The sequence below is a fragment of the Thalassospira sp. ABL2_045 genome, from assembly GCF_056161285.1.
This window is the reverse complement of the sequence record NZ_JBSWYV010000004.1, coordinates 50,345-74,653: the sequence shown is the minus strand read 5'-3', so window position 1 is coordinate 74,653 and position 24,309 is coordinate 50,345. Positions and strand designations below refer to the sequence as shown.

Here is a 24,309-nt window from a genome sequence, read left to right as displayed (position 1 = left end):
GTGAATATTGCCCGGAGGCCACCAATAGATGTTTTCGCGCCGTGAATTTTTACAATGGGCTGCTGTGACCACCGCAGCAACCGGCTATATGGGCAGTTTGACCCGTGTTGCCGCCCAACAGCGTCTGACACAGGACGATCTTTTGAAGTTTGACAGCAAAGGTACGATTACGCTTTTGCACTTCACAGATGTTCATGCCCAGCTAAAGCCGGTCTATTTCCGCCCGCCTTCGGAAAACTATGGCGTCGGGGCGTTTGAAGGCATTCCGCCGCATCTTGTCGGTGAGGAGTTCCTGTCTCACTTCGGCATCAAGCGCGGCAGTCCGCTTGCCTATGCCCACACCATGGTCGATTACGTGGATATGGCGCGCACTTATGGCCGCCTTGGTGGCCTGGACCGAACGGCAACGTTGGTCAAGGCGATCCGTGCCGAACGCGGGGATAGCAACGTTCTGTTCCTTGATGGTGGTGACACCTGGCAGGGTTCCTACACGTCGCTCAAGACCAATGGGCAGGACATGGTCGATTGCATGAAACTGCTCAAGCCCGATGCGATGGTCGGGCACTGGGAATTCACCTTTGGCGAAGACCGGGTCAAGGAGATCGTTGATGATCTTGGCTATCCGTTCCTGGCCAGCAATATTTTTGACAATGAATGGGATGAGCCGGTTTTCGAACATACCGCGTTCTATGAGACCGGCGGGCACAAGGTGGCCGTGATCGGGCAGGCGATGCCATATACCCCGATTGCCAATCCGCGCTGGATGATCCCGAACTGGTCATTTGGCATTCGCCCCGAAGTCATTCAGGCCAATGTTGATGCGGCCCGCGAAGCCGGGGCTGCTGTCGTGGTTCTGCTGTCGCATAATGGATTTGACGTTGACCAGAAACTGGCAACCGTTGTGAGTGGCATTGACGTGATCCTGACCGGTCATACCCATGACGCCGTGCCCGAGGCCATCAAGATCGGAAATACGTTGCTTTTGTCGTCGGGATCGCACGGCAAGTATCTTGGGCGTGTGGATCTGGAAGTTAAAGATGGTCGGGTAACGGATTATAATTCCACGCTTATTCCGGTGTTTGCCGATGTGATTGCACCAGATCCGGAAATGGCCGCCAAGATTGACGAGGTTCGCGCACCTTATGAGGCCGAGTGCAATCGGGTGCTGGGTAAGACATCGGATCTGCTGTATCGCCGCGGGAATTTCAATGGCACCTGGGATGATCTGATTTGTCAGGGAATGATGGAAGAACGTGATGCCGAGCTGGCATTCAGCCCCGGTTTCCGGTGGGGCACGACGGTACTTCCGGGTGGGGATATCACGGTTGATGAGCTGTATAACCAGACCAGCATGAATTACCCCTCGGTTTATCGACTGGAATTCACCGGTACGCAGATCAAGGAAATCCTCGAAGACGTCTGTGACAACCTGTTTAACAAGGATCCGTTCTTCCAACAGGGCGGTGACATGGTTCGGGTCGGCGGCATGGCTTATAGCTGCGCGCCGAAGGAAAGCATCGGCAATCGCATTTCAAACATGACCATGATCAAGACCGGCGAAGCGATTGAAGCCGATCGCAGTTATGTCGTTGCCGGTTGGGCATCCGTCAATGAGGGCGTCGAAGGTCCGGCGGTTTACGATCTTATGGAAAACTACATCACCCGTCACAAGATCATTGATATTCCACGCAATGACACTGTGAAGGTGATCGGGATGAACTAGGCGAAATCACCTGGCCGGTTGCAAACACCGGGCAGGGCATTTTTCGTCTCAATATATATAAAATATCGAATGTGTAGGGAGGACACCAGGAGCCATGTCCCAACAACCAGAAAAAGATAAGAATTTTGTGCCAAGCCGGCGCAGTTTTCTTCAGGGTGGGCTGACAGCTGCCGGAGGTGCGGCAGTCGCTGCAATCGGTGGCGGTGCCGCGATGGCAGCCGGGACACCTGATCCGGCGATTACTGAACTCAAGGATTGGAACCAGTATTCCGGTCCGGGTGTTGATGCAGCGCCGTATGGCGTTCCATCGCCGTTTGAATCGCATGTTGTGCGCCGTGATGTGCCGTGGCTGACAGCCGACCCGATATCGTCGATCAATTTCACGCCATTGCATGAGCTTGACGGCATCATCACGCCAAACGGTCTTTGCTTTGAGCGCCATCACAGTGGGGTTGCCGAAGTTGATCCGGCAGAACACCGGCTGATGATCAATGGTTTGGTGGATAAGCCGCTTGTTTTCACCATGCAGGACCTGATGCGTTTCCCGCGTGAAAACCGGGTGTATTTCCTGGAATGTGCGGCGAACTCTGGCATGGAATGGCGTGGTGCGCAGCTTAATGGCTGTCAGTTCACGCATGGGATGCTGCACAACGTGATGTATACCGGCGTTCGCCTGCGTACGCTTCTGGAAGAAGCAGGCGTTAAGCCATCTGGCAAGTGGATCCTGGCCGAAGGTGCCGATGCATCGGGGATGGGCCGTTCAATCCCGATTGAAAAGGCACTCGATGATTGCCTTGTCGCCTTCAAGATGAATGGCGAGGCGCTTCGTCCGGAACAAGGATATCCGGTACGTTTGTGTGTGCCGGGTTGGGAAGGCAATATGTGGGTGAAATGGCTGCGCCGGATCGAAGTCGGTGACAAGCCATGGCAGCTGCGCGAGGAGACGTCGAAATATACCGATCTGATGCCCGATGGCCGCGCACGGCGGTTCACCTGGGCGATGGATGTCAAATCGGTCATCACCAATCCAAGCCCGCAGGCCCCGATCCCCCATGGGCGTGGTCATACAATCATTACCGGTGTGGCCTGGTCCGGTCATGGCAAGATCAAGCGTGTCGATGTGTCGATTGATGGTGGTCGCAACTGGCAGCATGCCCGGATTGATGGGCCAAGCCTGAGCCGGTCATTGCATCGGTTCTATTACGAATTCAACTGGGATGGATCACCGCTTTATCTGCAATCGCGCGCGATTGACGAAAATGGCTATGTCCAGCCGACCAAGGATGCGCTGCGCGCGGCACGTGGTGACAACTCAATCTATCACAATAATGGCATCCAGACCTGGTACCTGAAGTCGAACGGAGAGGCGGAAAATGTCGAAGTTTCTTAAGTTTACCGCAAGCATCGTTCTGCTTGGTGCTGCATGGGCAACCAATGCCAATGCGCAAGATGCCGATGCCGGGGAAAAGGTTTTCCGCAAATGCGCGGCATGTCATGCCGTGGGTGACGGGGCCAAGAACAAGGTCGGCCCGGAGCTCAATGAAATTTTCGGCCGCACTGCCGGTTCGCATGAGGATTTCAAGTATTCCAAGGCGATGGTCAAAGCCGGTAAGGAAGGATTGGTCTGGGATCACGATAGTCTTAGCGAATATCTGGCGAAGCCGCGTGCTTTCGTCAAAGGGACGCGTATGGCCTTTGGTGGCCTGAAAAAGGATGACGAAATCGCCAACGTGATTGCCTATCTCGCGACCTTCTCGACAAATGCGGAGCAGGCGTCAGCGGAACCGGAACCCGCACCAGCAGCGGTTGAAGGTGGCGAAGCCGCGCCGCTTGAAACCGCGACGGCACCGGCGGTGAATGCCGCAGATGCCGTGATCCCGGAACATGGTGTTTATCACCTTGGTCGTAAAGCACTGCCTGAAGAAGTGGCCGCATGGGACATTGATGTCCGTCCGGATGGTGTCGGGTTGCCGGTTGGTAGTGGAACTGTTGCCGATGGTGGTGTTCTGTATGATGAAAACTGCGCAGTGTGTCACGGTGTCTTTGGTGAGGGCGAGGGGCGCTGGCCCGTTTTGGCCGGGGGGGGTGATACCCTGACAGCAGATCGCCCCGTCAAAACCATCGGATCCTACTGGCCGTTTGCATCGACGATTTTCGACTATGTGCATCGGGCAATGCCGTTTGGCAATGCCCGGTCACTGGACGCGGACCAGACATACGCAATCACCGCTTATCTGTTGTATTTAAACGATATTGTAACGGATGAAGATTTTGAGCTGTCCAATGAAACCTTTAACGAGATTTCGTTGCCCAACGAAGAGAACTTCTATCCCGATGATCGATTGGAAGAAGCCAATTTCGCGACCAATGTCGAACCCTGCATGGAAAACTGTGGCGATGGTCCGGCCGAAATCGTGATGCGGGCGCGTATTCTTGACGTGACGCCCGACGGCGACGATGAAGGTGGTGCCGGGGGCATTGATTAATGCGGAGCTGTTACCGGAAACACTATGAAACGGATGGTGGCGGCAGTTTCATGGCGCTCGGCTTTCGGGCGTTGGGTATTCATAAAATCGGGCTGTTTGCAGCGTGCGGGATCTTTGTGATCCCGCACTTTTCGTTTGCTGAGTCCGGTGCGCAACCGCCAATACCCGACATGCCGCTGGGCGCGGCCATCGGACAGGTGTTGGCAATTCCGGGCGATGCGGAATACGGCGCGTATCTGGCGAGCGAATGTGTGACATGTCATCAGCAGCATTCAACCAACCATGCGATCCCGGTGATCAACGGGCTGCCACGCGAGTATTTTGTCGAGGCGATGCTGGAATACAAATATCGTCTACGCGACAATTCTGTGATGCAGGCCATTATGGCAAGCCTTGGCATGGAGGAGCTTTCTGCGCTGGCAACCTATTTTTCGACGAAGGACTAGAATCTGGAGTTTGTGAAACGTCATTAATCAACGGATCAGGAACAAGAAAATGAGCAGTGTCACACGGAGAACGTTCAACAAGTTGCTTGGCGCCAGTGCAGGCGCCATGGCGATGCCAGGGCTGTTGCGTGCGCAAGGCCGCAAGAATGTCGTGATTGTCGGCGGCGGCGCAGGCGGTGCGACGGTGGCACGCCATCTGGCGGAAAAGGCAGGCGGTGCCATTAACATCACCCTGATCGAGGATTCCGAAAAATACACGACCTGCTTCTTTTCCAACCTGTATCTGGGCGGCTACCGCGATTTTGCGTCAATCACACATGGCTATGACCGGCTGGTCAATGATTATGGCATCCGCAAGATTACCGCCCGGGCCGAGGAGATTGACCGGGCGGCCCAGACTGTCCGCACATCAACCGGGGAAACCATCCCCTATGACCGATTGGTCCTGTCGCCCGGTATTGATCTGATTTTCGAGAGTGTGCCGGGATATTCCAAGGAATTGGCCGAGATCGCACCACATGCCTGGCAGGCCGGACCACAAACGCAGCTGCTGAAATCAAAGATTGATGGCCTTAAAAATGGGGATCAGGTGGTGATGGTTGCGCCGCCCAATCCGTATCGCTGCCCGCCGGGACCGTATGAACGTGTTTCAATGATCGCCCATACCCTGAAAGCCCGCGGGCTCAATGACTGCACGATCGTGGTTCTGGACCCCAAGGAGAAGTTTTCAAAACAGGGGCTTTTTACGGCCGGTTGGGAAAAATACTATCCGGGCATGGTCGAATGGTATGGCCCCAATATCCATGGCGGGATCACGGGTGTGGATGTTAAAGCCGGAACTGTTGAAACCGACTTTGATACCTTTGGCGGTGCGTTGCTTAACATCATTCCAGCCCAACGGGCCGGGAGCATTGCCATCAGCGCAGGGCTTTCGGATGACAGTGGTTTCTGCCCGGTGGACGCCGAAACCATGCGCTCCAAACTGGATGAAAACATCTTCGTCATCGGGGATGCATCTATTGCCGGTGCCATGCCGAAGTCGGGATCAGCAGCGAACAGTCAGGCGAAAGTGGTGGTGATGCATCTCATGGGCGACCTGACCGATGCCCGGGTGTTCCCGGCACGCTATCTTAATACCTGCTGGAGCCTGGTTGAAACCAATGACGGGATCAAGGTGGGGGCGCAATATGCCAATGTGGATGGCGCGATTGCCAGCACATCGTCCTTTATCAGTCAGCCTGATGAAAGTGCCGATACCCGCAGGCAGACTTTTGCGGAATCGATTGCCTGGTATGACGGGATCACCAAGGACATGTTTGGCTGATCCGGCAAAGGGATCGCGGCAGGATTAGTGTAAATCCTGCTGGGCGGCTTTCTTTTGCATGTGGCGCTGAAACCACTTGGCTAGGATCGGGGCCAGCAGGACGATTTCGAAAATACGCACGATGTGGTGGAAGGCAACAAAGCTTGGTTCGACATTGAGCGCAAGTGCAATCAGTGACATCTCGGCCACACCACCGGGTGCAAAGGCCAGCAAAACGGCGATAAAATCAAGATCAAGCCATTGCGACACGAACCACGCAACACCGCCGGTAAAGGCCAGAACCACAAGGGTCGCCAGCACGGAATAGCCGGCAAGCCGAACAAGAACCGCCATCTTGACCCCAGAAAAACGGCTGCCAATCGCCGACCCCAGGATTAAAAGACTTCCTGCCAGCAACCAGCCCGGCAGGTTGCCCTCAACCACGCCCGATATATGCAAAACCATGCTGGCAGCCATGGCGCCGGTCATATAGGCCGCCGGGATGCGCAGCTTGCGAAATACCAGAACGGCGAGGAGGGCGCAGACAGCCGTCAAAACACCTTCGCCCAGTGTCATCTGAACGGCTTCGCCGTCGCCATGTCCGTTTGCGACCACACCCGTGATCATGAGAACAATCAAAGGGGCTGACATCACCAGTAACAGAACCCGTAACCCTTGTGTCAGGGCGATTTCCTGTTCATTTCCGCCTGCGGCGGCACCCAGAACCACCATCGGGGTAAGGCCACCGGGTGTAGCTGAAAACAAAGCCGTAGCAGGATCAAGGCGCGCGATGCGGGAATAGAACCAGGTAATGACAAAGGTAATGATCGGCACATAAAGAAGCACCGCGATCATGCTAATCGGCCAGCGTGCCGCCTGATCAAGTGTGTCGGGCGTGAAGGACGCGCCAAGAAAAATGCCGATAATGCCGAGAATACCTGAGCGAAACTGCATCGGTACGCCCATTGGAACCCGAAGCAAGCTTGCGACAAAGGTTGCCAGCATCGGGCCCATCATCCAGGCAAGCGGCATATTGATGAAATGGGCAATCAGGCCGCCAATCAAGCCAATCCCCAAGGCGACCGACAGTTTTTTGAAAAACTGGGGTGTCAAAACACCGGAAATTTGATTGATCCAACGGCTGTTTGATGGATCGTCCGGTGTTCTGGTCATTATGCTTGGGCCTTGTTCTTGTCAATCTGCTCGAGGAAACCATCAATCGCGTTGCGCAGTTTGGTGGCCTCGGTATTGAGTGTGCTTGTGGCGCGCGTCACATTGGCAGATCCGTTATGGACGCGTGCTGTTTCACCGTCCAGTGCGCCAACGGCCTCGGCAACGGTACGCATGCCGCCATTGGCATCCTGAATGCTGTCAGAGATACCCGCAGTAGATGCCTGTTGTTCTTCAACCGCAGCGGCGATGGCAGCAGCCGATTGATCGACTTCGCCAATGACATCGGCAACACCTTGTAAGGCATTGACAACATTGTCGGTCAGCCCGCGGATTTCTTCGACCTGATTTGCAATATCCTCGGTCGCACGTGCCGTCTGGGAGGCAAGGTTTTTGACCTCGCCGGCAACAACGGCAAAGCCCTTGCCAGCATCGCCAGCACGCGCGGCCTCGATCGTGGCATTCAGGGCCAGAAGGTTGGTCTGGCTTGCGATTTCTTCGATCAGGCCGACGATATCCCCAATGCGCTGGGTGGCGTTGGTCAGCTGTTCAAACAGGGCACGGGAATGTTCGCTTTCCGTACGGGCGCGACCGGCAACCTCGGCGGAATTCTGGGCCTGCTGGCCAATTTCAGCAATGGCTTCGGACAGGCTGGCGGTCGTTTGCGATACGGCTTCGATATGATGCAGGACCTGTTCGGAATGCTGATTGGCATCGGCGGACCGTTCGCTGGCCAGGGTGGCAATCTGTTCCATGTCGCTGGCTGAGCCGTTGAGCGAGCTGAATTCCTGATCAAAGCCCGATAGTGCTTCCTGAACCGCGCGTTCGAAATGATGGGTTGCATCAATCAGGTTCTGCTGACGCTGACCTTCAAGGCCGCGCACCCGTTCGCGTTCCTGACGCAGCATTTCGGCTTCTTTGGACTGATCGCGCAGGACTGTGACAGACCGCGCGACTTTGCCAATTTCATCGCCGCGCTGGCCACCCCGGATGTCGACATCAAGGTCGCCATTGGAGATCTGTTCGATCAGTTCGGAAAGATCGGTCATCGGGCGGGAAATACGGCGCGATACAAACACAGAAACCGCGACCGCTGCCACAATGACAATCAGGGCAACAATCACAAAGATGCGCTGCAGGGCTTCGGCCTGGGCATAGGCATCGGCAAATGATGTGGTGGCAATGTCCTGGGATTGCGCAAGGATATCGTTCAGCGGGGCTTGAAGGGCCTGAAAGGTTTCATCGGCCTGCGCAATAACTTCAAGCGCGCCATAGATGTTCATTTCGCTTTCAACAAGGAACTGGCTGACCTGTTCCATGTAATTGGCGTAATTCTCGGTGAAGGCGTCACCGCCAACCGTGGCAAGACGTTCAGCAAGCGGGGCCAGCTCGCCTTCAAGTTTGCTGACTTCTTCGCGGAGATCCGGGACAACGGCGGCATTAATGCCGTTGGAATCCCAGGTCAAAATGCGAAACAGCGATCCGTGCGCCTCGTTCAGCGCGTTGCTAAGCGTTAGCGCATCGGATCGCCGTTCATAGGCTTCAACGCGAAGGCTGGTAAGTGTGTTCTTTTCGCTTTCAAGCGTTGCGACAGTCGCAATCCCCATGGCGATGATGACGATCATCAGGAAGACCGGAACCAAAAGGGTTTTGGGACCAATCGAGAGGTTGTCAAGAAAGCGCATAACCAGTTTCCTTCGCGTCGCTCAATATCGGAGCTTAGAGTTCACCATCATTTGGAACCGCTGCCTTGCGGTTGGCCAACCAGCTGCGCAGGTTGGCAATCAGCGGTGCTGACAGGAACAGCAGGCTCAGCAGCAGAATGACCAGCGTAATCGGGCGTTCCCACAGGAAGGAAATCGAACCGTCACTGATGGCCAGTGCGCGGCGCAGGTTTTCTTCCATCATTTTGCCGAGAATGAAGCCAAGCAGCATCGGTGCCATCGGATAGTTCAGAAGACGCAGGCCGATCGCGATGCCAGCTGCAATCACCATCATGTGGATGTCCATGGTGTTAAAGGTCACCAGATAGACACCAACCAGCGAGAAGAACAGAACAAACGGAACCAGAAGCTGCTGGGGCAGGGCGAGAAGACGCGAGATATACGGGATCAGCGGCAGGTTTAGAACCAGCAGCACGATGTTGCCGATATACATCGAAATGATCACCGACCAGAAAACATCGGGCTGTTCAACAAACAGGCGAGGTCCCGGCTGTACGCCATAGGAAATCAGCGCACCCATCATGACGGCTGTCGTCCCCGAACCCGGTATGCCAAGGGTTAGAAGCGGCACGAACGAGCCGGAACATGCTGCGTTGTTCGCGGTTTCCGGTGCTGAAAGCCCACGGATCGAACCCTTGCCGAAGCCAAGCTTTTCCTTGGCGGACGCAATGTTGCGTTCCATGCCGTATGCCAGGAAGGATGCGATGGTCGCACCAGCGCCTGGCAGAACGCCGGTGAAGAAGCCCAGAACCGAGGAGCGGCCAATGACCGGTACCATGGTTTTTACTTCTTCCTTCGAGAGTTTCATCGAGCCCAGGCTTTTCAGCGCCTTTTCTTCTTCGGAGCGGGTGTCCTTGGTTGGACGCAGGATCGAAAGAAGGGCTTCGGACAGGGCGAAGGTCGACATGGCCAGCAGAAGGAAGCTGATGCCATCAACAAGATCCATGCTGCCAAAGGTAAAGCGGGCCACACCAGCCGCCGGGTCGGTCCCGATGGTCGAAAGCATGATCCCGAACAGGGTCATCGTGATGGCTTTGAGAACCTGTCCCTTGCCCGCAAAGGCAGACACAGCTGTCAGGCCAAGTACCATCAGGGCGAAGTAATCACCCGATTGGAAGGAAAGTGAAACGGACGCCAGTGCCGGGGCGGCAACCAGCAGGAAGATCGCCGCAATCGTACCGCCAGAGAAAGAAGAGTAGGCGGCAATGGCCAAAGCCTTGCCAGCCTGGCCTTTTTGCGCCATCGGATAGCCGTCAAAGGCGGTCGCAACCGTACCGGCAACACCCGGTGCGTTGATCAGGATAGATGAAGTTGAACCGCCGAAGATGGCCCCGTAATACACGCCCGCCATCAAAATCAGGCCGGTGGACGGATCAAACCCATAGGTGATCGGGATCATAAGGGCAATGGCGGTGATTGGGCCAAGACCGGGAAGCATCCCGATAAAGGTGCCTGCGAAACAGCCGACAGCAACCATCAACAGGTTGACCGGCATGACAGCGGTCGAAAGACCGGAGAAAATTCCCTCAAGCATCGTTTGACATCCAACCGAGATAATAGAAGAAGTCGCCCGGGGTCAGGTAGATGCCCATGGCATAAAGCAATCCCCAGAAGGCAAGCGTGACACCAACCGCCGTCAGGATCAGAACCAGCGGGCGTCGCTCACCAAGCGTATAGAAACCGCCCATCAGGAAGAGCGATGTCGAAATCGGGAAGCCGATCTGGCGGATCGTCAAGCCGTAGAAAACCATCAGAGCCGCAAGAATGATCACGCGTTTCCATTTAAGGCCACGAAACGCGTGTTCGAGACTGCCGGCCTCTTTGTTGGTCGGCAGTACGAGTTGAAGGAAGGAAACCACACCAAGCAACCATGCAAGGGCGTTCGGGAGGGTTCTGGCATTAAACGGGGCATCCTCGTCGCCAAACAGCAGCGGAATGTCACCGACATAAAAGCCATAAATCAGCGCGAGGCAAAGAAATAGCAGCGCGCCAAATTTGTCGCGATTGATGGACATGGCGTGGTTTCCTTCGGAGGTCTTTTTAGTTGTGTATCAGTGGCTTATTTCAGGAAGCCAAGTTCGCGCATCAGATCGCCGACAACTTTTTCCTGCTCTTCCATGAAGGCAGAAAACTCGGCGCGCGGCTTGTAGATTTTTTCCCAGCCATTGCGGGTACGAACGGTTTCCCATTCCGGGGTTGCCTGAACGTCCTTGAGGATCGCAGCATAAGCATCAGCTTTTTCAGCCGACAGGGCCGGCGAACCGAAGTAACCGCGCCAGTTGATGAATTCGGCATCAATGCCGAGCTCGCCAAGCGACGGAACGTCCGGAGCAGCTTCAACACGTTCTTTCGAGGTTACAGCCAGAATGCGAACCTGACCTGCTTTTGCAAGTTCAAGCAGTTCACCCAGACCGGTCGACAGAACGTTGGTTTCACCCGACAGAAGGCCAGCGATTGCTTTGCCGCCTGCGTCATAGGGAATGTATTTAACCTGTTTGGCATCGCCGCCGCCTTTCTGAACAGCGTAGGCTGCAACGATGTGGTCCATACCACCACGAACCGAACCGCCACCGAACTTGACCGAAGACGGGTCTGCTTTGACCGCTTCGACAACATCGGTGAAGGATTCATACGGGCTGTCAGCCGGAACAGCGAATGCTGCATATTCGGCAACAACAGCTGCGATCGGGGTCAGGTCACGGAAGGACTGCGGGAAGACACCGGTCAGCGAACGCACGATGATCGGGGTGGAGTTGACCATCAGGGTGTTGTCAAGACGATCAGCAGCTTCGATCATGTAGGCGATGGCTTTACCGCCGCCGCCGCCAGACATGTTTTCGTAGGACGCGGTGCCAACCAGACCCGATTTGGTCAGGGCTTCACCGGTACCACGTGCCGTGCCATCCCAGCCGCCGCCTGCGCCGCCAGGAATGACGAAGTGAATTTCGTCCATTTCTGCAGCTTTGGCATCCATTGCACCAAAGGCAGCAGTCGAAACAGCAACAGCCGTGGCTGCTGCAATAAATCCGCGACGCGAGAACATCGACAGTTTGTTCATCAGGGTCTCCTCCAGACACTAAAGCAATTTCCCAGCCACCCGAATGGTGGCGAGCCGACCGTAAGGAACAAAGATCCTGCAAGGGGAATCTGAATACCGCTTTCAGAGGGAACTGACCGCCTGACCCCGGAATTTTCACTGTCCTCCCTTGCCGAATATTATTCTTGTTTGTTCCGGGCCAATTTATGACTCACGGATCGGCAGTGACGGGACGGTACCAGCCAAACCTGTCACCAACCTGTCATCGGCAAAAATCGGGTGAAAAAAGTTCACATGATTTATGCGTTGAGGGCAAAAATAAGCGTTCGCTTGTGATCAGGAAGACATGCGTTTGCCGCAATCATCTGCACGCGAAAGTAGAGATTGCAAGCATTTGAGTCTCTTTTTGGGTGTAAATCGACTGATCGGACCAGACAGGGCCAGTGCGCCCAGAAGATGGTTCTGACGATCAAGGACCGGAACGGCAATCGCTGAAATATCCGGGTCACGTTCGCCTTCGCTCAGCGCGAATCCATCATCAAGAACTTGCAGGGACTTGTCATCGACACCATCTCTCCAGGCCCGGATCACGTGGCCTGCAGCCCCGAATTCGCATGGCAGGATCGCACCTTCTTCAAGGTGATGGCGCAGGCTGCTGGGTGAATTTTCACGAAACAGGCACAGGCGGTTCGGACCTTCGGGCACATAAAAAGACGCGGTTTCACCGCTTTCTGACACCAGCATGGAGAGATGCGGGCGAACAATGTCATCCATGCGGTACGATCGCCGGTAAATCGACCCCAAACGCCAAAGGGCAGGGCCAAGCCGATATCGGCCGCGCCCGGAGACCATCAAGAAACCACAGGACTCTAACGTTCCCGCCAGCCTGGAGATGGTGCTTTTATACATCCCGGTGCGTTCTGACAGGTCCTTCAGCGACAAGTCAGGGTCCTGGTCGGTAAAGGCATCGAGAATTCCCAAGGCCCGTTCGACGGCCGTAACATTTTGTTCTGACATGGATAAATCCGTTTTGGTTTTATGTGCGCACATTGCAACGGCGCGAACACCATTTTGCCGAAGTCAGAAATTCTATATAATAGAACATAATTCTACTAGACAGAATTTAGGAAATATCCATGAGCGGACCAAACTCTCTTTCCGGAATCACGGTTCTGGACTTGACCAACGTCTTGGCCGGACCATTTTGCTGTCATCAGCTGGCCCATATGGGGGCTGACGTCATCAAGGTCGAAGCGCCAGGACGTGGTGACCTTGCGCGGCAATTGGGCGCGGATATGGAGCTCAATGAAAAGCTGATGGGCGTTTCATTTATGGCGCAAAATGCCGGCAAACGGTCAATCACGCTGAACCTCAAAGATCCGCGCGGCAAGGAAATCCTTAAAAAACTCGTGGCGAAGGCAGATGTGCTGGTCGAGAACTTCCGACCCGGTGTGATGGACCGGCTCGAGCTTGGTTATGATGTGCTTTCGAAGGTCAATCCGGGGCTTGTCTATTGTGCGATTTCCGGTTTTGGTCAAAGCGGTCCGATGAAGAAACTCCCGGCCTATGATCAGATCGTTCAGGGTCTTTCGGGCATCATGACCATCACGGGCGAGGAAGATACCGGTACCTATCGCGTGGGCTATCCAATGGCGGATACCATCGGTGGCATGACGGCGGCCTTTGCCATCAGCTCCGCACTAGCGGGCCGTGCGATGGGCAACACGGACGCCAAGGGCAGTTTCATTGATATCTCCATGCTGGAATCCGTGATTGCCACGATGGGCTGGGTGGTGTCGAATTATCTGATTGCCGGCAAGGAACCGACGGCCAATGGCAATGACAATTTCACTTCGTCGCCATCTGGTGCGTTCGCCACGGCCGATGGTCAGATCAATATCGCAGCCAACAAGCAGGAACAGTTCGAAGCGCTTTGTGGCGTTCTTGGGCTTGAACCGCTTTTGGAAGATGCACGGTTCGTAAGCCGCAAGGAACGGCTTGAAAACAGATCCGGCCTGACCGAGCTGCTGGAAGAAATGCTGGTTACGCAGCCAACGGATTACTGGGTTGAAAAACTGAATGCAGTCGGGGTTCCTGCCGGGGCGGTTCTGACCGTGCCACAGGCGCTTTCTCTGCCACAGATTGCTGATCGGGGCATGATGGCATCATTTGACAATGTCCCGGGAGCTGATCGCGATATCCGAATTCTTCGAACCGGGATCAAGATGGATGGCGATGCACCGTCGGTGAATGCACCGCCGCCCGAACTGGGTCAGGACAATAATGACATTCTGGCGTCTCTGGGCTTTTCCAATGACGAGATCGATAACCTTGCCAAGGAGGGCGTGCTGTGAGTTCAAAAACCGTTGAAGACGTTGAAAACGAAGTACGCGACTGGTGGCAGACCGGCATCATCGATATGGAGCCGGGCAAAATTCATTACGGCGGATACGCGATCGAAGAGCTGATCGGCAATATCAGTTTTCCGACCATGATCTGGTTGATGACGCGCGGTGAACTGCCATCGGCCCCGCAGGCCAAGTTGCTTGAAGCAGCGCTTGTTTCCGCCGTTGATCACGGCCCACAAGCCCCCAGTATTGCGATTGCCCGTATGGCGGCGACCTGCGGTGTGGGTCTTAACAATGCCATGGCCAGTGCCGTGAATGTGCTTGGTGATGTACATGGTGGGGCCGGTGAACAGGCCGTCGCCCTTTATCACGATATTGCCAAGCGCATGGATGCCGGTCAGGATCTGGCAGCGGCGGTTTCAGACGGGCTTGATCATCAGATTGCCGAACATGGCAAACATATTCCGGGCTTTGGTCATCGGTTCCATCCGGTTGATCCGCGCGCGCCACGGTTGCTTGCACTGGTCAGCGATGCGGCCAAAGAAGGCCACGTTTCCGGGCGCTTTGGTGAAATTGCAAGCGCAGTTGAGGCGGAACTACTGGCGCGCAAGGGCAAGCGCATCCCGATGAATATTGATGGGGCGACGGCTGTGATTTATGCCGAACTGGGTTTTGCCGCCGAACTGGCGCGTGGGCTTTTCTGCCTGTCGCGTTCGGTGGGTATTCTTGCCCATGCCTGGGAACAGACCGAGCAGGGTGGGCGGAACAAAGGGCCAATCCCGCGTCGAATGATCTGGAACTATATCGGCCCGGATCGCCGCCCGGTGCCTGACAGCGCCAAGTCCTAACCTTTAACTCGATCAAGACGGGCAGGATGCGTTATCTGCGGTTCAGCAGCGCATCCTGCCAGTGGCGCAAGAAGCGCTGTCGTTTGGCCTGATCAAGATAGACCAGCAACCCCGGACCGACCGGGAAGGAACGCACGCGTTCGCCATATCGATCAAAAACCAACGACGAGAATGTGCTGGGCGGAACATCCGCGCGCACCGGGTTGAAGTTGCCTTCATTCTGCAGGACGCTTTGTCCCTTAATCGAGAGCATGAAATCAAGAAAACGCCCGCCAAGCTCTGGGTTGCGTGCCCCGCGCGGAATGATGGCGATCCGCGAATAAACGACAATGAAATCGTCGGGCAGGATGACGCCAAGGTTTGGATTTCGCTGATTAAAGGTGTCCGCGTAGGATCCCAAAAGATTGTAGCCCAACACTACCTGGCCGGATGCGATCTTTTCAAGCATCGGTGATGTGTTGGAATAGAGCTTCACCTTTGCCTGTCCAAGGGTGCGGACAAAATCCCAGATGCCGGGGAAAAAGCGTTCATCGCGCGCCAGAAACAGGAAACCGACCCCACTGCGCTCGATATCATAGGTCGTGACCTTCTCGCTCAGTAATTCATCGTGGTGGGCCAGCAAGGCGATGAAGTCCTCGCGGGTTCTGGGCGGCTCAAGGTCGTTGTCGCGGAAAAATGCCCTGTTATAGGCAATGACGGCGGGTTCCTGTGTGACCGCAAAGGCCTCGTTGCGCCAGCGGGCCCAATGGGGCAGGGCATCGGTCTCGGCACTTTGATGCGATGTGGCGTAGCCGTCATTGGCCAACTTCATCTGCAGATCCATCGAAGAGCTGATGATCAGATCCGCATTCGCGTCCCCATTGCTACGCTGACTTCGCGTCATGTCGTACATTTCAAGGGTTTGCAGCTGATGGTAATCGACAGCGATAAACGGGTTGTCTTCCTGAAATGCCTCGATCACCGGGGCAAAGGCGCCGATATCAGCGGAACCATAAATCACGGCGGTCGGTTGCGTGTTGGTCAGCAGGGATTGTTCGGGGTCGGAAGCCTGTATTGTACGCAAAGCCCGAAAGGTGAAAACCTCGGCCAGGGCAGAAGAAACTTGCATCGCAAGCGCGATGACACATAAACCAATACAGATACGGCCCGAATTCATGCTGCAATACTCTGTGTCACGGATGGTTATAGGTATATGGGGCGGCAACAACGATATCGCTTGTTCTCGCGTGCCTTTGCCGGGAAAATGAGACACGCAAAACGCCTCTGACGAGGTTTATCAGGGAAAAGTTACGCAAACAATGAGAGTCCTTGTCGTCGAAGATCACGCGGCCCTGGCAGATGGCATTGCCGGTTCCCTGCGCCAGTCTGGTTATGCGGTTGATGTGATTGCCGATGGCGAAGAAGCCGATGACGTATTGCGCACCCAGGAATATGGTCTTGTGGTGCTTGATCTGAACCTGCCGAAACTGGATGGTCTGGAAATCCTCAAACGACTGCGGCACCGTGGAGCGGAAAGTGCTGTTCTTATTTTGACTGCACGCGGGGATATCGAAGACCGCGTCAAGGGACTGGATCTTGGTGCCGACGATTATCTGGCAAAACCGTTCGAGCTTGTGGAGCTTGAAGCACGGGTGAGGGCGCTGATGCGGCGCAATGCCGGGACGCATAACACCCAGATTAAATGCGGCAAGCTCAGTTTTGATACTGTGGCGCGTCGGGTGATGATTGATGGCAGTGATGTCGATATCCCAAAAAGAGAACTTAACATCCTTGAAATCCTGCTGATGCGGGTGGGGCATGTTCTCAGCAAGGAACAGATTGTCGATCAGCTTGCCGGGTTTGAAGACGATATCAGCGCCAATGCGGTCGAGCTTTATATCAGCCGCTTGCGCAAACGTGTTGAGGCAGCAGATGTTAAAATCCAGACCGTGCGCGGGCTTGGTTATCTGTTGAAAAAAACATGAAATGGCGTAACCGATCCCTTCGACGCAGACTTGTGATCTCCTTGCTGGTCCCGCTTTTGGTGGTCAGTTCCTTGATGCTGCTTGAAGTCAGAAGCAACGCAGTTAAGTCCACCAATCAGGCATTTGATCGTGCACTTTTAAGTTCTGCATTAGCAATTGCAGACCGTGTTGTCCTGATCGGTGGCAAGATCGAAGTGGATGTGCCCTACGTCGCGCTCGAGATGCTGACCAGTGCAGCCGAAGACCGCGTTTTCTATCAGGTCAGCACGGCGCAGGGCGAATTCATCACCGGGTATGAGGACTTGCCGCCGGTCCCCGAACGGTTCCTGCCGCTGCGTGAGGAGCCGGTTTTCTATGATGCGGTCTATAACGGTGAAACCGTGCGGATCGGTGCACTCTCGCGATATGTGGCAAGTGTGCGAAAAGCGACGCGTTTTCAAGTGCTTGTCGCAGAAACCATGGGCACGCGAACCCGGTTGAGTGAAGATATCCTTGCCAGTGCTGCGGCACGACAGATTTTGCTGATTGTGATTGCTGCGATGATCGTCTGGTTCGGCATCGGGCAGGGCCTGAAACCGCTGGCAAGGCTGGAAGAGGCACTTAACCGGCGGTCTCCCAGTGATCTGAGGCCAATTTTGCACGATGTACCGATTGAAGTCCGTCATCTGGTGGGGGCGATCAACCAGCTTTTCGGACGCCTGGAAAACAGCCTCAAGACCATGCAGCGCTTTACCGCCGATGCGGCCCATCAGCTCAGAACACCGCTTGCAGCGCTGAGAACCCAGGCCGAATTGGGCCAGCGTGAGAAAGACCCTGAAAAAGTCCGACAAATCATGGACACCATCGCAGCATCGACGCGCCAGTCATCACATTTGGCCAATCAGCTGCTGGCATCGGCACGTGCAGCGCCGGAAGGCCTTGCCGGGCGACCGTTTGACAGGATTGACCTGTGTGAAATCACCCGGATGGTGACAGGTTCTAAAGTGCCCGTCGCGTTAGAGCGTGGCATTGATCTTGGATATGAAGGCATCACCGAGCCGACATGGATTATGGGTGACGCAACCCTGATCGAAGAGCTGCTTAAAAACCTGGTGAATAACGCACTGGCGTATTGTCCGGGCGGTAGCGCCGTCACTGTCCGACTTGAAGAGGACGCCGAAGATAAGGTCTTGTTGACCGTCGAGGACAACGGCCCGGGCATTCCGGCCGAACATCGCAAAGATGTCTTCAAGCGGTTCTACCGGATGAATGATGCAGGATATGACGAGGGATGCGGCTTGGGACTATCCATCGTCAAAGAGATCGCCGCACGTCACGAAACGAAGGTGAGGTTGATCCAGCCAGAAGATCACAGCGGCTGCATCTTTTGCGTAAGTTTTAAGTGGTTAAAGTTGTAGCCGAACAAAGTATAATACTTATATTGATATAGGTTACTGAATCTACTTATTCAGCACTTGCTGAATTTAATTATTGTGTGTTTGGAACTAGTGGTACGGCTTTTCGGGAAAACTGTGTTACCGGAAGCTATGAGTCCAGTCAGGTATGAAGTAGCACAGCCCGCGCACCGGGATAAAACGCGGCGGACAGGTGCCCTTGTACGATGGCACGATGCGCGTAACGCAACGGTTCATATACAGATCCAGACAACAATTGTTGTCACGGGTGTATTTGCAAGCCTTGTTCCCACCAACCGAGACTTTCCCGCCGAAGTTCAGAACATCCCCCCCAACCATTGCGGATCCGTTTTGTCCGATATTGGTTGTTGCCGACTTGCGGGCACTGTTGGTAGTCAGGACATCGCCCTGAACACTCGTTGTGCCACCTTTTCCGGTGCCGACTGTGGTGGATGCATTGCCAAAACCGTTTGATGTCGTCGTGACATCACCACCAAGATTGACATTTACATTTCCGCCATTGGCAGTACCTACCAAGGTTTCGGCACGTCCTGACCCCGATGCAGTTGTGGATATATCACCATTGATCGCCGTGTTTGAAGATGACCGGTTGCCGCTGGCTGTACCAATTTCAGTTGACGCGCTTGCCGCCCCGACGGCCATGGTGGTTACAGAGCCATCTGCATTAACGACAATGCGAATATCGTTGCCATTGGCAACACCGATGGCGGTGTTACTTTTACTTCTGCCACTGGCTGTCGTGTTTACGTCGCCGTCCATATTGACCTGGATGCGGGCATTGTCACCATTTGCAACGCCGATGTCTGTTTGGGCTTTGGAATTTCCGTATGCTGTTGTCGTGACGTCGCCGTCAACATTTACAGAGATATTTGAACCATCGCCATTTGCGACACCGATATCTGTTTGCGAGCTTGATCGATTGGCAGAAGATGTGGTGACAGTGCCGTCAATGTTAACGGTAATTGTGTTACCCCCCCCCTTTGATACACCGATGTTGTTTGTTGAGCGCGCACCGCTGCCGTCGGCACGTGCTATGACCGCGCCATCGACAAATACAGAAATATGGGTGCTGCCTTTGTAGACCTCTGGGCGGCGTCTGGCGAATATCGTTGATCGCAAAAGGTGTTCAACAAGGTCTTCCGCCTTTTGTGGAATGGCTTCTGCCAGCTTTGTCGCCACTGCGAAACAGACACCTGCGGACAAAATTCCGATTAACGGTGTCCCGACTGCTGTACCGACAATGGCACAGTAACGTGCAAACTTTAATGCCGAGAACTTTGAGGTCAGGGCGCTGACACCGAAGTTTGTCAGGGCGCCAGCACATTCTATCAGGGCTTCTTTTGCATCACCTTTGACCAGGGCAGAGATAATCTCTTTTCCCTCTTGCATGACTTTTTTGGCAAAATTCACTCTGTCCCGAAAAGATTTCTTCTTTTTGCGGGATGCTTTATCTGCGTATGCGCCATACTTCTCTAACGCTTTGTCAGAGCTTTCAAGATGTAAGTCGGTTGCTTCGTTGGTCAGCTGCCCAACATCAAATTCAGGTGCAGCCATTGCTGAGGTGTGAAAGGTCAGCGCTGCTAAGACGGCGAATAAAATAGACGCAAAGATTTGTAATGTTGGGACGCGATAGGTCATTGTTCGTGCACCCGGTAGTACAAATCATAAACACTCAGACTGGACAATGAGCCTGACCACTCGTCCCCGTCGGGCTCGAACATCGTTACGGTCAACCAGCGCGCATTCGTGGTGTTTCCAGATAGAACCAGCGTGATCTTGTCAGAGTTCAGTACAGCCAGTGGCTGCAGGTTTGTACGGATCTCGGGAGGGATGCTGTCCGCGATTGAATTAAAGTTCTCAACCACATCAGATGATTTCGTGAGATCACTTAGCTGCTGTTTGTTTTCGTTGCTAACAGCGGTCAGGGTGGCCAGATATACTTCTCGCAGATCCGGATTTGTTGCCAACTCGACGTTTTGTAAAAAGAACGTCTTTGTCCGCCTTGCAAGGACGGCATGGTTCAACGCGGCGCTCAGGCCGATCTGCGGCAAAGGTGCGTCTTCAGAAGAAGCAAGCGGGAACTGGGCAAGGAAGGTAACAACCGACATGGCCGATATCTCTTGCAGGGCGTCTTTCAAAGAGATGGGCGTGTCGGTGCTTGATGCGGATAATGCTTTTAGCCAGTCGGGCGCCTGTTCAATGTCACCCGCATTTCTCCGTTTCGGATTTCTCAGATGACTGCCTGCATAAAAGCCAGTGCTATCAAGGGCATATTTCCCGTCAAAAACGGCCCATTTGGTCAGCAACCAATAGTCTGTGAACGGATTGTAAAACCCAATGATCGGTGAGCTGCTATTCCCATTGCCGACATATGACTGGGTTTGTTTGAAAAACAGTGACCAAAGATCTGTATTATAGTCGGCATCCTCATCCATGATTTTGGCAGGAAACGGACTGAGGTCATTGGGTGCGAAGAGTTCGTTGATACGGTTAACGTCACGAATGCCAACTGTCCGAAAATTCGTGGCAATTTGCGCCAGAAACGTCCGCCGCTCAATCGACAGTCCTTCGGGGGCAGTCGTACCGTTATCCTGTGCTTTAGCGGTCTGAAGAGTTGCAAGGATGATGGTGCAAACGAAAACAAGAAGACATGCCCGGACGAGATGAACCACACGCGTAGACTGCGCGGCGGGCGACATGCTGAAAGCGCGCGCATTCTGATATCGGGAAAAAGTGTTTTTCACAGACTTGAACCGTTTGAAATCAACATTGCGGGCTATCTCCAACCACGCCAATCCTTACACAAGAACTGGCTGTGGGTTTTCCATCCTTATTTCGGCTTTCAATGACAATAATGCTGTCTGCATGGATGGTTGTGTTGATGTTTTTGGGTTGAGTAGCCCCACCGATGACACTTCCTCGTTTGAGGTTTTCTGCAGCGATCATTCTTGCGCGTTCTTCGGCGCTCAGTTCGTTGCCGTTTATCGTTAAGCCACTTCTTTGATCAACGTTTTGCAACCTAATGATGTCAACGTTGTTGGGCGGGCCAACAATCAGAGTTGTTGAATTTCCATCGTCCGTGTCGTTTGTCTTCCCGGGCTCTGCACTTTGTCGATCACTGCGCGTGTGGAGTTCGTCAACAACGATACCCGAAAGGTTTTCCTGACCTTTGGGTTCAACCGCCGGATTGGAACTTCCGAGGAACGTATCATTTGTTTGAGTCTGAGCGTTCGCGGTGATCGCGACAAAGACTGTAAAAAGAAATGCTGTGGACGCCCCAATGAAGTGTTTCATTTCTCAACTCGTATGAGGCGTCACGCGGAACAGAATCTGCTGCACGGATGAATCCAGCGTGTTGGCTTCCTGGTGCGCGTTGATTACGCCAAACATCTCACCAACACTGAGAGGCGACAGATCTTGTTCAAGAAGAATACTCGGACGGTCGATGTTGCTATACGGACGTGTTGTCGCAATGCATGCAATTTGCTCCTCGCCGGATTTGGCGGGTTTGATTGCAAAGCCGGCGGTCGAGGAGGGGATGATTACCTTGTTGCCCGGCGTTAACCGATTGGTGGGCTGGAAGCGGGACGGAAAAATTCGCGCCGGTCGTTCACCCACTGCGGCATAGTAGCAGTATACATCGGCAGGTTTATCCACTGTTACCTCAAAACGGATTTCGTCATTAACTGAAATGCCGCGTCCTCCGGGATTTACCGGAACAACTTTAAGGCCAACCGGGTCGCTGCCAGAACGATTGTTAGTCTCTGAAGTTGGGGGCTCCGTCGATACCATTTGGGTGGCACCACCACCTTCGGGGCGTGGAGCGATATTGTTGGTAAGCAAACTGAAATACAGGTCAAAATCGATCCGACCATCGGCGAGCAAATCTGATCTCGCCTTGTACCGATTGATTGCGTCTTGCAGTTGTCTGTCAAGCTGCCCTGTAACGCGTCCGCGATAATCACCAGTCGTAATTAATGAGCGCTGGGTAAGTTCAACACGTTCCTGGTTTGTCAGTTGATCAAACCAGTCCCTGGTTTGACGTAATATGTTTGGATCTGTCGCTTCAATCTCGAGGCAGCGCCAGTAAGGCACCTTGGTAAATTTGCCCATCATCTCGATCAAGCTTAGCTCGATGAGTGTTCTGACTGCCTGATGGCTTCCCTGGCTGCGGTCCTGAGATACCTCCAGATAAACACTTCCCTTACCGATGATCCCTTCCGCATCGCCACCTTGACCACTTCGGACGACAGTTATCGTGTTGGTTGTGTTTAATCCCGGAATAATCTGGCGATTACGAACATTGCCCATGTTCATATCGATCGAGACCAATGCAAGCATCTGGTCTTGTGAATATCCGAGTGAAACAAAAGGAAGGGCAAACCCGGCGCCTTGGCTGTCACTGGCAACACCTTGGTCGACCTGTGTGATCGAGCCCCTAATGTAATATCCAGGAGGTGTTATCTGACTTGTTCCAATCCAGTTTTCCTGAATCCAGAACACAGCATCGCCTGTTATCTCGACATCGACAAATCGCAGAGCGTTACTCTTGGCGGACATTTTTGAAATTGTCGAGATCATGATCTCTTTTGATCCAAGGCTTATTTGCCCTGTTTCATCTGGGATGCCATCGCTCGTTATGACAATGTTTTTCTTGCCGTATTCGAGAAACAGATCGTCCATACATCTCAGAGAGTTTGAAAAACTCGTCAGGTTCTTCACTATCGGGGTTGTCGGAGCCGCGATTACCTTTGCGTGTTCAGGGTTTGTCATTGTTTGACAAGCACTTAGCGTGCCGATTAAAAGAGCTGAGACGGCAAATTTATGTAGCGATTTCATTCCGACATGAATTCCCTGATATGAATGTTTATTGGTTTTATTTGTCATCAAACAAAATATCTATTTAGCGACAGATATTTATAATATCGCCAGGCACCACAACTACCTGATCATCATGGCCACTTATCTTGGGCTTATCACCGGACAGGTCTTGATTCCCAATTTCGACAGGACTGCAGTCCGTATTAACCGTTGACTTGTTCAAGGCGTCTTCACTTCTCTGCGCGGCCTGTGATCGAGCTTCGGTCAATACTCGCGCTTTTTTGGCCGAGGCGCCCGGGGGCGCATCGTGGCGCTGATTCAATTGCTGGCCAAGTGATTGCGAGGGCATTGTAAAGGTTGCAATCATAACGGTTATTGCGGCAATTGGAGGAAACCAAAGGAAGCGAAGCAAGGATCGGTAATTCATTCGGTTTTCTCCAACTCTAGCCACAAAACGAACGATTCATTTGGCATGTTGCGGTGTTACTGTCCGGTGCCTGTGGCGTTGCTCAGCAAGAAGTTCCACCGATTACGCCAACATTGTTTTTCGCGCAGCTCCCCTTGCCGGTGGCTACCGCAGTTGCGGCACCAACATTGGCATTGATTTCAGTGTTACCTTCAATTGCGACGTTGCTACCGGCGCCGATTGCACCGATGTTGTTTTCAGCGACGCTTCCTTTCCCTGTCGCCACAGCAGTTGCGGCACCAACATTAGCGTTGATTTCGGTGTTACCTTCAATCGAAACCTCGTTGGACTGTTGCTGAGCGTTGGCAATGCCACCAGAAAATGCCAGGAAGGTTGCCGCAGCAAATACAAAACTAAATTTCATGTATGACCCCAATTGTTTAACAGTTCAGCGCTCAACCCTGTGGCGCAGTTTTGTTCAATCTATCCGAATTCTGAGTGCTACCAGAAATCACTCAATCATCGGGTGAAGATGTGAGACCACATCCTGCTCAAGGGTGTTATTTGATCACGCGAGCCCCCCTCGAGAGAAAATTTTGTCTTACATGCAAAAATAGT

The 24,309-nt window shown here is 53.8% G+C and carries 22 protein-coding genes; 9 read left to right on the top strand and 13 right to left on the bottom strand.

The genetic code is table 11. The features are described from left to right. Window positions 1–28: 28 nt before the first annotated feature. The 5 genes from soxB to ACXAIA_RS07920 all read left to right on the top strand — a co-directional run bounded on the left by soxB (window position 29) and on the right by ACXAIA_RS07920 (window position 5,979). Complete coding sequence (soxB, locus tag ACXAIA_RS07940) at window positions 29–1,723, top strand: thiosulfohydrolase SoxB (protein WP_475348871.1); 1,695 nt, start codon at window positions 29–31, stop codon at window positions 1,721–1,723. A gap of 94 nt (window positions 1,724–1,817) precedes the next feature. After that, window positions 1,818–3,113, top strand: coding sequence for a sulfite dehydrogenase (gene soxC, locus ACXAIA_RS07935; protein WP_475348870.1), 1,296 nt, complete (start codon window positions 1,818–1,820; stop codon window positions 3,111–3,113). After that, complete coding sequence (locus ACXAIA_RS07930; RefSeq protein ID WP_475348869.1) at window positions 3,097–4,209, top strand: c-type cytochrome; 1,113 nt, start codon at window positions 3,097–3,099, stop codon at window positions 4,207–4,209. Before soxC ends, ACXAIA_RS07930 begins: the two co-directional genes overlap by 17 nt. Before the next feature lie 50 nt (window positions 4,210–4,259). Next, window positions 4,260–4,655 (top strand): c-type cytochrome, encoded by a 396-nt coding sequence (locus ACXAIA_RS07925; protein WP_475348868.1) that lies wholly within the window; start codon window positions 4,260–4,262, stop codon window positions 4,653–4,655. Between the two features lie 49 nt (window positions 4,656–4,704). Continuing rightward, window positions 4,705–5,979: an NAD(P)/FAD-dependent oxidoreductase gene (locus ACXAIA_RS07920; protein WP_475348867.1), complete on the top strand. Its 1,275-nt coding sequence runs from the start codon at window positions 4,705–4,707 to the stop codon at window positions 5,977–5,979. Between the two features lie 24 nt (window positions 5,980–6,003). On the opposite strand, the gene ACXAIA_RS07915 is transcribed toward ACXAIA_RS07920, so the two are convergent. The 6 genes from ACXAIA_RS07915 to ACXAIA_RS07890 form a co-directional block, all read right to left on the bottom strand. After that, window positions 6,004–7,131 (bottom strand): AbrB family transcriptional regulator, encoded by a 1,128-nt coding sequence (locus ACXAIA_RS07915; RefSeq protein WP_475348866.1) that lies wholly within the window; start codon window positions 7,129–7,131, stop codon window positions 6,004–6,006. Then, complete coding sequence (locus ACXAIA_RS07910) at window positions 7,131–8,813, bottom strand: methyl-accepting chemotaxis protein (RefSeq protein WP_475348865.1); 1,683 nt, start codon at window positions 8,811–8,813, stop codon at window positions 7,131–7,133. Before ACXAIA_RS07910 ends, ACXAIA_RS07915 begins: the two co-directional genes overlap by 1 nt. Before the next feature lie 34 nt (window positions 8,814–8,847). Then, complete coding sequence (locus tag ACXAIA_RS07905; protein WP_475345974.1) at window positions 8,848–10,386, bottom strand: tripartite tricarboxylate transporter permease; 1,539 nt, start codon at window positions 10,384–10,386, stop codon at window positions 8,848–8,850. Continuing rightward, a complete protein-coding gene (locus ACXAIA_RS07900; protein ID WP_475345975.1) occupies window positions 10,379–10,867 on the bottom strand; it encodes a tripartite tricarboxylate transporter TctB family protein in 489 nt (162 codons plus the stop codon). Before ACXAIA_RS07900 ends, ACXAIA_RS07905 begins: the two co-directional genes overlap by 8 nt. A 44-nt stretch (window positions 10,868–10,911) precedes the next feature. Beyond that, window positions 10,912–11,910, bottom strand: a complete 999-nt coding sequence (locus ACXAIA_RS07895; RefSeq protein WP_475345976.1) for a tripartite tricarboxylate transporter substrate binding protein — start codon at window positions 11,908–11,910, stop codon at window positions 10,912–10,914. Between the two features lie 315 nt (window positions 11,911–12,225). Continuing rightward, entirely contained in the window at window positions 12,226–12,906 is a 681-nt protein-coding gene (locus ACXAIA_RS07890) for an IclR family transcriptional regulator (protein ID WP_475348864.1), read from the bottom strand. Window positions 12,907–13,025: 119 nt separating this feature from the next. Between ACXAIA_RS07890 and ACXAIA_RS07885 the strand changes: the two genes are divergently transcribed. Both ACXAIA_RS07885 and ACXAIA_RS07880 read left to right on the top strand, forming a co-directional pair. Next, the gene (locus ACXAIA_RS07885; RefSeq protein ID WP_475348863.1) at window positions 13,026–14,243 is read left to right on the top strand and encodes a CaiB/BaiF CoA transferase family protein; all 1,218 of its coding nucleotides are present in this window, start codon (window positions 13,026–13,028) and stop codon (window positions 14,241–14,243) included. Then, window positions 14,240–15,085, top strand: coding sequence for a citryl-CoA lyase (locus ACXAIA_RS07880; protein ID WP_475348862.1), 846 nt, complete (start codon window positions 14,240–14,242; stop codon window positions 15,083–15,085). The genes ACXAIA_RS07885 and ACXAIA_RS07880 overlap by 4 nt, the downstream gene beginning before the upstream one ends. A 31-nt stretch (window positions 15,086–15,116) precedes the next feature. Here ACXAIA_RS07880 and ACXAIA_RS07875 read toward each other — a convergent pair whose 3' ends face one another. Continuing rightward, window positions 15,117–16,241, bottom strand: a complete 1,125-nt coding sequence (locus tag ACXAIA_RS07875; RefSeq protein WP_475348861.1) for an ABC transporter substrate-binding protein — start codon at window positions 16,239–16,241, stop codon at window positions 15,117–15,119. A 142-nt stretch (window positions 16,242–16,383) separates the two neighbouring features. On the opposite strand from ACXAIA_RS07875, the gene ACXAIA_RS07870 reads away from it, so the two are divergent. Both ACXAIA_RS07870 and ACXAIA_RS07865 read left to right on the top strand, forming a co-directional pair. Continuing rightward, on the top strand, window positions 16,384–17,049 hold the full coding sequence (locus ACXAIA_RS07870; RefSeq protein ID WP_475348860.1) for a response regulator: 666 nt from the start codon (window positions 16,384–16,386) through the stop codon (window positions 17,047–17,049). Then, the gene (locus ACXAIA_RS07865) at window positions 17,046–18,446 is read left to right on the top strand and encodes a sensor histidine kinase (protein ID WP_475348859.1); all 1,401 of its coding nucleotides are present in this window, start codon (window positions 17,046–17,048) and stop codon (window positions 18,444–18,446) included. Before ACXAIA_RS07870 ends, ACXAIA_RS07865 begins: the two co-directional genes overlap by 4 nt. Before the next feature lie 117 nt (window positions 18,447–18,563). Here the strand turns inward: ACXAIA_RS07865 and ACXAIA_RS07860 are convergent, their stop codons facing one another. The 6 genes from ACXAIA_RS07860 to ACXAIA_RS07835 form a co-directional block, all read right to left on the bottom strand. Next, window positions 18,564–20,102 carry a hypothetical protein gene (locus tag ACXAIA_RS07860; RefSeq protein ID WP_475348858.1) on the bottom strand — a complete coding sequence of 513 codons (1,539 nt, stop codon included), beginning with the start codon at window positions 20,100–20,102 and terminating at the stop codon, window positions 18,564–18,566. Further along, window positions 20,099–21,250 carry a hypothetical protein gene (locus ACXAIA_RS07855; RefSeq protein WP_475348857.1) on the bottom strand — a complete coding sequence of 384 codons (1,152 nt, stop codon included), beginning with the start codon at window positions 21,248–21,250 and terminating at the stop codon, window positions 20,099–20,101. The genes ACXAIA_RS07860 and ACXAIA_RS07855 overlap by 4 nt, the downstream gene beginning before the upstream one ends. Further along, on the bottom strand, window positions 21,228–21,758 hold the full coding sequence (locus ACXAIA_RS07850) for a hypothetical protein (protein WP_475348856.1): 531 nt from the start codon (window positions 21,756–21,758) through the stop codon (window positions 21,228–21,230). The genes ACXAIA_RS07855 and ACXAIA_RS07850 overlap by 23 nt, the downstream gene beginning before the upstream one ends. A 3-nt stretch (window positions 21,759–21,761) precedes the next feature. Next, window positions 21,762–23,351: a DUF4384 domain-containing protein gene (locus ACXAIA_RS07845; protein ID WP_475348855.1), complete on the bottom strand. Its 1,590-nt coding sequence runs from the start codon at window positions 23,349–23,351 to the stop codon at window positions 21,762–21,764. Between the two features lie 16 nt (window positions 23,352–23,367). After that, on the bottom strand, window positions 23,368–23,712 hold the full coding sequence (locus ACXAIA_RS07840) for a hypothetical protein (RefSeq protein WP_475348854.1): 345 nt from the start codon (window positions 23,710–23,712) through the stop codon (window positions 23,368–23,370). 82 nt (window positions 23,713–23,794) lie between these two features. Next, window positions 23,795–24,115: a hypothetical protein gene (locus ACXAIA_RS07835; protein WP_475348853.1), complete on the bottom strand. Its 321-nt coding sequence runs from the start codon at window positions 24,113–24,115 to the stop codon at window positions 23,795–23,797. Window positions 24,116–24,309: the final 194 nt, after the last annotated feature.